Raw genomic sequence first — 12,331 nt, forward strand, 5'->3', positions numbered from 1 at the left:
GTGCTCGACCACGTGGGGTTCCAGTGTTCCGACCTGGCCGCGGCCGCGGCCTTCTACGACGCGGCGCTGGCACCCCTCGGCGGCCGCCGGCTCATGGACGTCAAGGTCGCGATCGGGTACGGCACCGATCAGGCCGACTTCTGGATCAGCGAGTTGAGCGAGGGTGAGGGTTTCCGCGAGTCGCACATCGCGTTCGCGGCGGCCGACCGGGCCGCGGTCGACGCCTTCTTCGCGGCGGCGGTCGCGGCGGGCGCCGAGGTGCTGCACGCGCCGGCCCTCCACCCGGAATACCACGAGAGCTACTACGGCGCTTTCGTCCGCGATCCGGACGGCAACAACGTCGAGGCGGTGTGCCACCGTCCCGAATAGCGGACGCGAAGTCCCAAAATTCGGCGCGCTGGGGCACCCTGTTGCAGGCCAACGAAAAAAGGGAGACGACCATGTACCGGGGACTGATCGAGGCGTACCGGGACCGGCTGCCGGTCACCGACGCCACCCCCGTGGTCACGTTGCACGAGGGCAACACCCCGCTCGTGCCCGCACCGGTGCTGTCGCAGCGCACCGGCGCCGACGTCTACCTCAAGGTGGAGGGGGCCAACCCGACCGGCTCGTTCAAGGACCGCGGCATGACCATGGCCGTGTCCAAGGCGGTCGAGGACGGTGCCAAGGCCATCATCTGCGCCTCCACCGGCAACACCAGCGCCTCGGCCGCGGCGTACGCGGCCCGGGCCGGCCTGACCTGCGCGGTGCTCGTGCCGCAGGGCAAGATCGCGCTCGGCAAGCTGGCTCAGGCGCTGGTCCACGGGGCCAAGCTGCTGCAGGTCAACGGCAACTTCGACGACTGCCTGGCGCTCGCCTCCAAGCTGTCGCAGGACTTCCCGGTCGCCCTGGTCAACTCGGTCAACATCTTCCGGCTGCACGGGCAGAAGACGGCCTCGTTCGAGATCGTCGAGGCGCTCGGCGACGCCCCCGACATCCACTGCCTGCCGGTCGGCAACGCGGGCAACATCTCCGCGTACTGGATGGGCTACCGCGAGGACAAAGACGCGGGCAACAGCACAAAGCTTCCGAAGATGTACGGGTTTCAGGCGTCCGGTTCGGCGCCGATCGTCACCGGCAAGGTCGTCGAGGAGCCGTCGACGATCGCCACCGCGATCCGCATCGGCAACCCGGCCAGCTGGACCAAGGCGCTCGACGCCCGCGACTCGTCGGGCGGTCTGATCGAGGCGGTCACCGATCGCGAGATCCTCACGGCCTACCGGCTGCTCGCCCGCGAGGTCGGCGTCTTCGTCGAGCTGGCCAGCGCGGCCAGCGTGGCCGGTCTGCTCCAGCAGGCGCAGGCGGGCAAGGTGCCGGCGGGCTCCCGGGTGGTCTGCACGGTCACCGGGCACGGCCTCAAGGACCCGGAGTGGGCCATCTCGACCGCCCCCTCGCCGACCACGATCCAGAACGACGTGCTGATCGCGGCCCGCGAGCTAGGCCTGGCCTGAGCCGCCTCCGCGCCCACCCCACTCCTCGTCGGCGACCTTGACGAGCAGCAGGATCGCCTGAGCGACCCGATCGAGCTCCTCGGCTGAGAGACGGCTGAGGAGCGCGCGCATCTTCGCCTCCCCGGCGTTGAAGATGCTTCCGATGAGCTCGCGGCCCGCACGTGACAGCCCGATCCGGCGCACCCGCCGATCGTGCAGGTCTTCCGTGCGGGTCACCAGGTCCTGCACGACCAGACGGTCGATCATGCCGCTGAGCGCGGCGGCGCCGACCCCGAGCAGACCGGCGAGCTCACCGAACGGCACATTGCCGTGCCGTGAGAGCAGCATGAGTATTTTGAGCTGCGACAACGTCAGGTGCGACGAGAACAGCGGATCGGCCTGGTCCTCGGCGATCAGGTCCTGGAGCCGATGCTGCGCGCCCATAATGTCCGCGATGAGCTGTTCCTTCTCGGCCACCGCCGACCCTTTCCCTGTGACGCTTTGATGGCCGTTTTGTTGCCATCTGGTGGCCGACGCTACCAGTGCACCCCGGGGAAAAACCATTTGTTCGCGTCAGGCAAACTATTCATGCTGGACGAACTATTACCGGGGGAGCGCACATGTCATTTCTGACCCGGCTCAGCCTCGCCAACAGAGGCCTGGTCGCTCTAGTCGCCATCGTCATCGCCGGCTTCGGGATCTTCGCCATCCCGTCGCTGAAGCAGCAACTGTTCCCGTCGATCGAGTTCCCCGCGGCCTTCGTGACCGCGACGCTGCCGGGCGCCGGCCCGGAGATCATCCAGGATCAGATCACCGAGCCGCTCGAGGGTGCCGCGAAGGGCCTCGACGGCATCGACAGCGTCACCTCGAGCACTCGTGAGGGCGTCGCCACGGTCACCGTGGCCTTCGTCTACGGCACCGACATCGACTCGGCGGTCAACCAGCTCACCACCGCGGTCAACCGGGTGCAGCCGCAACTGCCCGACGACGTCGAGCCGACGATCTTCGCGGGCAGCACCGACGACATCCCGGCGATCGTGCTGGCCGCCTCCGGCGGCGGTGACGAGAGTGCGCTCCTGGCCAAGCTCAACGACACGGTCGTGCCCGAGCTGAACGGGATCGAGGGCGTCCGCGACACCACGATCACCGGTGCCCGGTCCCAGCAGGTGGTCATCACGCCCGACCTGGCCAAGCTGACCGCGGCCGGCGTCAACCCGCAGGCGATCACCACCGTCCTGCAGCAGAACGGCATCTCGGTGCCGGCCGGCGCCGTGAACGACGGCACCAAGTCGCTGACCGTCCAGGTGGGCACGCCGATCACCACTGTCGACCAGCTCAAGCAGGTCTACCTGACCGGCAGCAAGGGCCCGGTCCAGCTCGGCTCGGTGGCCACTGTCGAGAGCAAGCTGCCGGCCGCCACCTCGTACACCCGCACCGACGGCGTGGCCAGCCTCGGCATCGCGGTCACGGCGCGGCCCGACGGCAACCCGGTCGACATCTCCCACGAGGTGCGCGACAAGCTGGCCGACCTCGAGAAGGACTCCGGCGCCAAGCTGACCGTCGTCACCGACCAGGCGCCGTTCGTCGAGCGCTCGATCGAGAGCCTCACCACCGAGGGCCTGCTCGGCCTCGTGTTCGCCGTCATCGTCATCCTGATCTTCCTCATGTCGGTGCGGTCGACCCTGGTCACCGCGGTCTCCATCCCGCTGTCGGTGCTGATCGCGCTGATCGCGCTCTGGGTCGGCGACTACACCCTCAACCTGCTCACCCTGGGCGCGCTGACGATCGCGGTCGGCCGGGTGGTCGACGACTCGATCGTCGTCCTGGAGAACATCAAGAGACATTTGGAGTACGGCGAGGGGAAGGTCCACGCCATCATCACGGCCGTCCGCGAGGTGTCGGGCGCGGTGACCGCGTCCACCCTGACCACGGTGGCCGTGTTCGCCCCGATCGCCCTGGTCGGCGGCTTCGTGGGCCAGATCTTCTCGTCCTTCGCGATCACCGTGACCGTGGCCCTGATCGCCTCGCTCTTCGTGGCTCTCACGGTCGTACCCGTGCTGGCCTACTGGTTCCTCAAGCCGCCGCCCGAGGGCGCCGACACCGAGGCGATCCGGCAGAAGGCCGAGGAGAAGGAGCGGCGCAACCCTCTCCAGCGCGGCTACCTGCCGGTCATCCGCTTCGCCACCAAGCGCCGCTGGGCCACCCTGTCGATCGGCCTGGTCGTGCTGATCGGCACCCTCGGCCTGGCCACCCAGCTCAAGACGAACTTCCTCGACCAGTCCGGTCAGGACTCGCTGACCATCAGCCAGGAGCTGCCGGTCGGCACCAACCTGGCCACCACCGACGCCGCGGCCAAGCAGATCGAAGGCGTGCTGGCCGGGACCGACGGGGTCAAGACGTACCAGGTCTCGATCGGCGGCGGCGATTTCAACCCGTTCCTCGGTGGCGGCGGCGCCAGCACGGCGAGCTTCAACGTGGGCCTCGAGGAGGACGCCGACGCCGTCGAGCTCACCGACCAGCTGCGCGACGAGATCGGCAAGCTGAGCAACGTCGGCGAGGTGACCGTCGGCGCCGACGACTCCGGTCTCGGCGGCGGCAGCGAGCTCTCGGTCCAGGTCAAGTCGGCCGACTCCGAGGCGCTGACCACCGCCACCGAGCAGGTGCAGAAGGCGATGTCCGAGACGCCGGGCGTCATCGACGCCGCCAGCACCCTGGCCGCCAGCGTGCCGCGCCTCGACGTGGCCGTGAAGCGCGACGTCGCCGCTCAGTACGGGCTCACCGAGGCCGGCATCGCGCAGACCGTGTCGGGCTCCTTCCGCTCGGTTCCGGCCGGTCAGATCTCGGTCGACGGCTCCAGCCAGGATGTGGTGATCTCGTTCGGCGCCGCCCCGGCCGACCCGGCCGCCCTGGCCAAGCTGCCGCTCACCACCGCCCGTGGCGTCGTGCCGCTGAGCCAGGTGGCCGACATCAAGCAGGTCAACGGCCCCGAGGAGGTCACCCGGGTCGACGGCGAGCGCACGGTCTCGGTGACCGGCACCGCGACCGGCTCCGACCTCGGCGCCTCGACCCGTGAGCTGCAGAAGAAGCTGGACGCGCTGACCCTGCCGGCCGGCGCCACGGCCACCATCGGCGGCGCCAGCGCCGACCAGGCCGAGGCGTTCCAGCAGCTGGGCCTGGCCGTGCTGGCCGCCATCGCGATCGTCTTCATCATCATGGTGGCGACGTTCCGCAGCCTGATCCAGCCGGTCATCCTGCTCGTGTCGATCCCGTTCGCGGCCACCGGCGCCATCATCCTGCTGCTGGTCACCGGCACCGCGCTCGGCGTTCCGGCCCTGATCGGTGTGCTGATGCTGGTCGGCATCGTGGTGACCAACGCCATCGTGCTGATGGATCTGATCAACCATTACCGGGCGCAGGGCATGGGCGTGCAGGAGGCGGTGATCGAGGGCGGCCGGCACCGGCTGCGGCCGATCCTGATGACCGCCATCGCGACCATCTTCGCGCTGATCCCGATGGCGCTCGGCCTCACCGGCGAGGGCGGCTTCATCTCGCAGCCACTGGCCATTGTGGTCATCGGTGGCCTGGTCAGCTCGACGCTGCTGACCCTGGTGCTGGTGCCGACGCTCTACACGATGGTCGAGAACCGCAAGGAGAAGCGGCGGGCCAAGCGCGAGGCCCGGAAGGCCGGATCCTGGGCGGCGAAGGAGGATGCGCCGGAGCCGCCGAAGGAGCCCGCCTCCGCGCTGCGCGGGTACACCGACCAGTTCGAGGTTCTCAAGATGCCCAAGCGCCAGGAGGGCTGACCGCACACTGCCGGTAGGTTCGGGTACGTGTCGAAAGCGTTCTCGGTCCTTACCCGCAACAGGGACTTCCGCCGGCTCTTCGGAGCCGAGCTGGTGGTCTTCGGTTCCGACTGGTTCGTCATGGTTCCGCTGCTGGTGCTGCTCCCCGAGCTCACCGGCAGCGGAATCTGGGGCGGCCTGGTGCTCGCCGTCGACACGGGCATCAACGCCCTGCTCCTGCAGTTCACCGGCACCCTGGCCGACCGGTTCGATCGACGGAAGATCCTGATTCTGTCGAATCTCGCCGTGTTCGCCGGGGTGCTGCTGCTTTTCACCGTCCGGTCCGAGGCGACCGCGCCGCTGGCCCTGGTGGCGATCGGCCTGATGGCGATCGCCAAGGCCTTCTACTCGCCGGCCGCCTCGGCCGCCCTGCCGAACGTCGTCGATCCCGAGGACCTGCCCGCCGCGAACGCGGTCTCCGGCTCGACCTGGGGCACGATGACGATCGTCGGCGCGTCGCTCGGCGGCGTCGTGGGAGCGGCCTTCGGCCCGTACGTCAGCTTCGGTGTCGCCGCCGTCTGCCTGCTCACCGGCGCGCTGCTCACCGCCCTGATCCGCCGCCCGATGCAAGCGCCCCGCGACGACGGCGCCGAGCCGCAGCGCACGTCGCACGCGATCCGCGAGTCGCTCGGCTATCTGCGCGCCAACCCGCGGATCCGGGCCCTGGTCACGGTCAAGAGCGCGGCCGGCCTCGGCAACGGCGTACTCATCGTCTTCCCGCTCATCGCCGGCATGCACGGCGCCGGCGTGCTCGGCGCGGGTCTGCTGTTCGCCGTCCGCGGCGCGGGCGCGCTGGTCGGCCCGTTCCTGCTGCGGCCGGTGCTGCGCCGGCAGTCCTGGCTCTTCCCGGGCCTCGCGCTGTCGATGGCCCTCTACGGCGTCAGCTATCTCGGAGTGGCGGTGACGCCGTGGTTTCCGGCCGTGCTCGTCCTGGTCTTCGCCGCGCACCTCGCGGGTGGCGCGAACTGGACTCTCTCGAACTACGCGTTGCAGGGCGAGGTGCCCGATCGCTTGCGCGGCCGCGTCTTCGCCACCGACCTCATGCTGGCCACGATGGCCATCGCGGTCAGCCAGCTCGGCGCCACCGCGGTCGTCGACGTGGTCGACGAACGATGGATCCTGGCCGGCTGCGGCCTGATCACCCTGCTCTACGCGATCGGCTGGCGGATCGCCACGAGGCGGGTCGGAAGGCCGTCAGCCGTCGGCTCGTGACCGGGCGCTGACCAGGGCCGCGACCAGCAGGCCGAGACCCGCCGCGAAGAGCACCGCGAGCATGAAGCTGATGATCGCGTTGACCACGCTGAACTGGGTCACCGACATGTCGAACGGACCCTGCGCGACGATCTGGGTGAACACCGCGCTCCAGATCATCGACGCGACGACCTCGGCCAGCAGCACGCCGAGCCCGGCCCGGGCCAGCCCGCCGCTGCGCCCGGTCAGCCGCCGCCCCGGCATCGAGACGATGACCAGCCCCGCGATCAGGACGGCCAGAACCGGGAACTGAACCATGAGGATGCCGACGAACGGCCCGATCGCATACACGAGGCAGAACTTAGTGGGTGGGTGCGACAAGAACGTTGATCGCCGGGACCTAGCATGTGGCGATGGGCCTGACCTTCAGTAGCGAGCCGGTCTCCGTCAGCACGCCGGCGACCAGTGCCAATCTCGGGCCGGGTTTCGACACGCTGGGGCTCGCGCTCACCCTGTACGACGATCTGACCGCGCGCGTCACCGACGGCGGCTACACCGTCGCGGTCGCGGGTGAGGGTGCCGGTGAGCTGCCCGGCGACGAGACGCACCTCGTGCTGCGGGCGATGCTCGCCACCTTCGACGAACTGGGCGAGCGGCCGGCCGGGCTGGCCGTCGAGTGCGTCAACCGGATCCCGCAGGCGCGCGGGATGGGGTCGTCGTCGGCCGCGATCGTCGGCGGTGTGCAGCTGGCGCGCGGTCTGGTCGCGGACGGGCCGAACCTGCTCGACGACGAGGCCGCGCTGCGCATCGCGGCCCGGCTCGAGGGCCATCCCGACAACGTCGCGCCGTGCCTGCTCGGCGGCTTCACGATCGCCTGGACCGAGGGGGCGGGGGCGCGCGCCGTGCGGTTGGCAGTGTCGGATCGCGTACACCCGACGGTCTTTGTTCCGAAGGAACGCGGTTATACCGCATCGGCGCGGGCCGCGCTGCCCTCGGCCGTGCCGCACGCGGACGCCGCGTTCAACGCCGGCCGTGCGGCGCTTCTCACGCACGCGCTGACCGCCGCGCCCGAGTTGCTGCACGCGGCCACCGAGGACCGGCTGCACCAGGGATATCGGGCCGACGCCATGCCGGGCACCACCTCGCTCGTGGCGGCGCTGCGGTCGGTCGGCGTGGCCGCCGTGGTGAGCGGCGCCGGCCCGTCCGTGCTGGCGTTGACCGAGGTCCCGGCCGATTTTCGTCCGGGAACAGAGTGGCGCGCCGAGACGTTGGGCGTGGATGTCGCCGGTGCTCTTGTCAAAGGGAGTATGGTGGAACTCGCCTAGCGGGGCCCTGTTGCCGCAGGTCGCACGAGTTGACTACGCTCAAGACCAAGCACAGCCGCGAAGCGAGCGATTCTGCGGTTCGGCGCGCACCCCCGAGACTCTTGAGGCCTTCTGGCCGTCTCACCTCCTCAAAGGCACACGCCGAGCAGCATCGAAAGGTCGCTGCACTCGCCGAGACCTACTCGCCAACCTCTGACGAGCAGGGACACCGTCGAGCTGCCGTGCTGCACAAACTCCCGCGCCGCTTGTGCGAGGCGGGTACCGCGACACCCGGCCACCAGGCTGCAGAAACCGGGAGTCTCGGGCTTTTTCCGACGGAAGGAATCCATTGAGCGACACCACCGACGTGACGTCGGGTGTTTCTGACGTCGCTGACGCCGGCGCCGGCACCACCGCGACCGCCACGAAGCGCCGCCGGGGCGGCACCGGGCTGTCCGCGATGCTGCTGCCCGAGCTGCAGAGCCTCGCCGCCTCCCTGGGCATTTCGGGCACGGCCCGCATGCGCAAGGGTGAGCTGATCACCGCCATCACCGAGAAGCAGAGCGGCGGTGCCGCGGCCGAGAGCGCGCCGCGCCCGCGGAGCGCGGCCAAGGCCGAGGCCCCCGCGGTCAAGGCCGAGGCCCCCGTGACCGAGGCGCAGCCCGCGACCGAGGCGCCGCAGACCGCTGCCGCGCAGCCGGAGGCGGCGCCGGCCGCCGAGGGTGGCAGCCGTCGCGAGCGGGCCCGCCGTGAGCGTGCCCCGCGTGAGACTGCCCCGCGTGAGACCACTCAGCGTGAGACGGCGCCGGCCGTCGCCGCCGAGTCGGCTCCGGCCACGGTCGTCGCCACGGCCCCGGTGCCGGCGGTGGCCGCCGCCGAGACGGAGACCGTGGAGCGCACCGAGCGGCCCGAGCGTGGCGAGCGCAACCGCGACCGCCAGCGCAACGACCGCGGCGACCGCAACAACCGGGACGACCGCGGCGACCGTGGTGACCGCGGTCAGCGGGAGGACCGGGGCCAGCGCGACGACCGCGGCCCGCGTGACGACCGTGGCCCCCGCGACGACCGTGGCGGGCGCGACGACCGGGGCGACCGGGGTCAGCGTGACGACCGCAACCAGCGCGACGACCAGGGTCACGACGACGACGACAGCGACGGCGGACGCCGTAGCCGTCGCAGCCGCTTCCGTGACCGTCGCCGCGGCCGGGGCGACCGGGACGGCAACGAGGGCGGTCAGCGCGACGGCGGCCGTGAGCCGCACGTGGGCGAGGACGACGTTCTCGTGCCCGTCGCCGGCATCCTCGACGTGCTCGACAACTACGCGTTCGTGCGCACGACCGGATACCTCTCCGGCCCCAACGACGTGTATGTGTCGATGTCGCAGGTCAAGAAGCACGGGCTGCGCCGCGGCGACGCGGTCACCGGCGCCGTGCGGGCCACCCCCCGCGAGAGCGGCCAGGGCGACCAGCGCCGCGACAAGTACAACCCGCTGGTCCGGCTCGACACCATCAACGGGATGGAGCCCGACGAGGCCCGGCGCCGTCCGGAGTTCTACAAGCTCACCCCGCTCTACCCGCAGGAGCGGCTGCGTCTCGAGACCGAGCCGCACATCCTGACCACCCGGGTCATCGACCTCGTCATGCCGATCGGCAAGGGCCAGCGGGCGCTCATCGTCTCGCCGCCCAAGGCCGGTAAGACGATGGTGCTGCAGGCGATCGCGAACGCGATCACCGAGAACAACCCCGAGTGCCACCTGATGGTCGTGCTGGTCGACGAGCGGCCCGAAGAGGTCACCGACATGCAGCGCTCGGTCAAGGGCGAGGTAGTCGCGGCCACGTTCGACCGGCCGCCGCAGGACCACACCACGGTCGCCGAGCTCGCCATCGAGCGGGCCAAGCGGCTGGTCGAGCTGGGCCACGACGTGGTCGTGCTGCTCGACTCGGTGACGCGTCTGGGCCGGTCGTACAACCTGGCCGCGCCGGCCTCCGGCCGCATCATGTCGGGTGGTATCGATTCGACGGCGCTCTATCCGCCGAAGCGGTTCCTGGGCGCGGCGCGCAACATCGAGAACGGCGGCTCGCTGACGATTCTCGCCACCGCGCTGGTCGAGACCGGCTCGATGATGGACACGGTGATCTTCGAGGAGTTCAAGGGCACGGGTAACGCCGAGCTCAAGCTCGACCGCAAGATCGCCGACAAGCGGGTCTTCCCGGCCATCGACATCGACCCGTCCGGTACGCGTAAGGAAGAGATCCTGCTCGGCAAGGAAGAGCTGGCGATCATCCACAAGCTCCGGAAGGTGCTGCACTCGCTCGACTCGGGTGCCGCGCTCGACCTGCTCCTCGACCGCCTCAAGCAGACGAGGACCAACATCGAGTTCCTGATGCAGATCGCCAAGTCGACTCCTGGCGAGTAATAGCGCAAAACGGGACGCAGCCTCTCTTTACGGAGGGGCTGCGTCCTTTTTGTCGGACACGTTGTGCGCGTCCCCCCGACTGGGGTCGTGCGAATCTCCCTGAAGCTCTCAAGGGAGGCGCTCGTATGAACGTGCCCGGCTACCGGGATACACCGCCCGAGACCTGGGATCCGGCGGCTCCCGCCGATCCGGGTGAGGCCGAGGACTTCCTCCGGCAGTGCTACACGGAGAACCCGCGGCTCGGCCCGGTCGAGCCCCGGCTGGCCATCGTCCGCGCGCAGATCGCGGCGACCGGCACCTACGTGCACACCACCGAGGAACTCGCCTACGGCGCGAAGATGGCGTGGCGCAACGCGAGCCGCTGCATCGGCCGCCTCTATTGGCGCAGCCTGATGGTGCTCGACCGCCGCCGTGCCCGCACCGCCGACGAGATCTTCTCCTTGCTCGTGCATCATCTGCGCACGGCCGGCGAGGGCACGATCCGCCCGGTGATCAGCATTTTCGCGGCGGCGCAGCCCGGACGTCCGTACGCCCGGGTGTGGAATGAGCAGTTGATCCGTTACGCCGGATATCGAGACGCCGGCGGATGCCCGGTGGGCGACTCCCGGCTGACCGGGTTCACCGACGCCATGCGCGGCTTCGGCTGGCGGGGCAAGGGCGAGCAGTTCGACGTTCTCCCGCTGGCCATCGAAACCCCACATGAGGGTGTACGCCTTTACGAGCTCCCCGAGCGGGCGATCCGCGAGGTGCCGCTCACCCATCCCGAGTTCGCCTGGTTCGCCGAGCTCGGCCTGCGCTGGCACGCGGTGCCGGCCATCTCCAACATGCGGCTCACCATCGGCGGCGTGCACTATCCACTGGCGCCGTTCAACGGCTGGTACATGGGCACCGAGATCGGCGCCCGCAACCTGGCCGACACCGACCGCTACGACATGTTGCCGGTGGTCGCGGCCCGGATGGGCCTGGACACCAGCCGGGCCTCGACGCTGTGGAAGGACCGGGCCCTGGTCGAGCTGAACCGGGCCGTGCTGCATTCGTTCGAGCAGGCCGGCGTGCGGATGAGTGACCACCACACCGAGTCCGAGCGGTTCCTCAAGCACATCGAGAACGAGCAGCGGGCGGGCCGCCGGGTGCCGGCCGACTGGACGTGGATCGTGCCGCCGATGTCGAGCGGGGTCACGCCGGTCTTCCATCGCTACTACGACGAGGCCGACCTGAAGCCGAACTTCTACCTGGACGAGGAGGCGGCGCGGTTAGCCCGCAACGAGCCGCAGCGGGGTGATGGCGCGTAGCGCCTCGGCGGTGGCCTCGTCGGCCGGGAGCTGAATGACCAGCCGCAGCCCGTGGTCGCCGGGCAGCGTCATGGTCTCGTAGGTCAGCCGCAGCGGGCCGGCCTGCGGATGCACCAGGCGCAGTAGGCCGTGCGACCGGGGCAGGCCGGGCACGCGCTCGGCCCGCTCGGTGAACTCGGTGCCGGCCAGCACGGTCAGCTCGCCGGCGAAGTCCGGGCGGGGCGGCCCGGCCTTCAGCACGGCCACCTGCTCGTCGGCCATGTGCGCCCAGTCCGGATAGGCGTCGCGGGCGCGGGGATCGGCGAACAGATAGCGGGTCAGATTGGGCGGATCGCCGTCGAGCAGGCCGATCGGCCCGGCCAGGAGACGAAAGCCCGAGGTGTACGCGATCAGGTCGCCGACCTGGTTGGTCAGCATCGCGGCGGCCGGTTCGAGCCGGTCGAGCACCGCCCGCAGGCCGGGCCGGACGGTCCGCATCGGGTCCTGGGCCAGCGCGGCGCAGACCCCGCTGGACGACTTGGTCAGCTTGTACAGATGCTCGCGCTCGGCCGCGCTCAGCCTCAGCGGGCCGGCCAGGGCGGCCAGCACCTGCGGGGACGGGTGCTTGTCGCGGCCCTGCTCGAGGCGGATCAGATATTCGACGCTGACCCCGGCCAGCATCGCCACCTCGGCCCGGCGCAGTCCGGGCGTGCGCCGCCGGGTGCCGGGCGGCAGCCCGACCTCGGCCGGTGTCACCTCGGCCCGCCGCGCCCGCAGGAATGTGCCCAGCTCGTTGTCGCCCACTGATCGACGGTAACAACGCGACGGCCGCTGAAGG

Annotated in this window: 10 protein-coding genes; 7 read left to right on the forward strand and 3 right to left on the reverse strand. The window is 70.3% G+C overall.

The genetic code is table 11. From position 1 onward, the window contains the following. Together CRP55_RS04595 and thrC are read left to right on the forward strand one after the other, a co-directional pair. Window positions 1-369 carry a VOC family protein gene (locus CRP55_RS04595; protein WP_097318140.1) on the forward strand — a complete coding sequence of 123 codons (369 nt, stop codon included), beginning with the start codon at window positions 1-3 and terminating at the stop codon, window positions 367-369. A gap of 71 nt (window positions 370-440) precedes the next feature. Then, a complete protein-coding gene (gene thrC / locus CRP55_RS04600) occupies window positions 441-1,490 on the forward strand; it encodes a threonine synthase (protein WP_097318141.1) in 1,050 nt (349 codons plus the stop codon). Here the strand turns inward: thrC and CRP55_RS04605 are convergent. Next, complete coding sequence (locus CRP55_RS04605) at window positions 1,476-1,946, reverse strand: MarR family winged helix-turn-helix transcriptional regulator (RefSeq protein WP_097318142.1); 471 nt, start codon at window positions 1,944-1,946, stop codon at window positions 1,476-1,478. The genes thrC and CRP55_RS04605 overlap by 15 nt on opposite strands. A gap of 143 nt (window positions 1,947-2,089) precedes the next feature. Here CRP55_RS04605 and CRP55_RS04610 point away from each other — a divergent pair, with 143 nt between their 5' ends. Beyond that, window positions 2,090-5,272, forward strand: a complete 3,183-nt coding sequence (locus tag CRP55_RS04610) for an efflux RND transporter permease subunit (protein WP_097318143.1) — start codon at window positions 2,090-2,092, stop codon at window positions 5,270-5,272. 27 nt (window positions 5,273-5,299) lie between these two features. Continuing rightward, entirely contained in the window at window positions 5,300-6,523 is a 1,224-nt protein-coding gene (locus CRP55_RS04615) for an MFS transporter (protein WP_097318144.1), read from the forward strand. Here the strand turns inward: CRP55_RS04615 and CRP55_RS04620 are convergent. Next, the gene (locus CRP55_RS04620; RefSeq protein ID WP_097318145.1) at window positions 6,506-6,853 is read right to left on the reverse strand and encodes a hypothetical protein; all 348 of its coding nucleotides are present in this window, start codon (window positions 6,851-6,853) and stop codon (window positions 6,506-6,508) included. The genes CRP55_RS04615 and CRP55_RS04620 overlap by 18 nt on opposite strands. A 62-nt stretch (window positions 6,854-6,915) precedes the next feature. On the opposite strand from CRP55_RS04620, the gene thrB reads away from it, so the two are divergent. The 3 genes from thrB to CRP55_RS04635 all read left to right on the forward strand — a co-directional run bounded on the left by thrB (window position 6,916) and on the right by CRP55_RS04635 (window position 11,514). Beyond that, window positions 6,916-7,827 (forward strand): homoserine kinase, encoded by a 912-nt coding sequence (gene thrB, locus CRP55_RS04625; RefSeq protein WP_097318146.1) that lies wholly within the window; start codon window positions 6,916-6,918, stop codon window positions 7,825-7,827. A 328-nt stretch (window positions 7,828-8,155) separates the two neighbouring features. Further along, complete coding sequence (rho, locus tag CRP55_RS04630; protein WP_097318147.1) at window positions 8,156-10,222, forward strand: transcription termination factor Rho; 2,067 nt, start codon at window positions 8,156-8,158, stop codon at window positions 10,220-10,222. A 125-nt stretch (window positions 10,223-10,347) separates the two neighbouring features. Next, entirely contained in the window at window positions 10,348-11,514 is a 1,167-nt protein-coding gene (locus CRP55_RS04635) for a nitric oxide synthase oxygenase (RefSeq protein WP_097318148.1), read from the forward strand. Here CRP55_RS04635 and CRP55_RS04640 read toward each other — a convergent pair. Beyond that, on the reverse strand, window positions 11,476-12,297 hold the full coding sequence (locus tag CRP55_RS04640; protein ID WP_097318149.1) for a helix-turn-helix transcriptional regulator: 822 nt from the start codon (window positions 12,295-12,297) through the stop codon (window positions 11,476-11,478). The genes CRP55_RS04635 and CRP55_RS04640 overlap by 39 nt on opposite strands. Window positions 12,298-12,331 lie beyond the last annotated feature (34 nt).

The sequence above is a fragment of the Paractinoplanes atraurantiacus genome, assembly GCF_900215205.1.
GTDB classification, from domain to species: domain Bacteria; phylum Actinomycetota; class Actinomycetes; order Mycobacteriales; family Micromonosporaceae; genus Actinoplanes; species Actinoplanes atraurantiacus.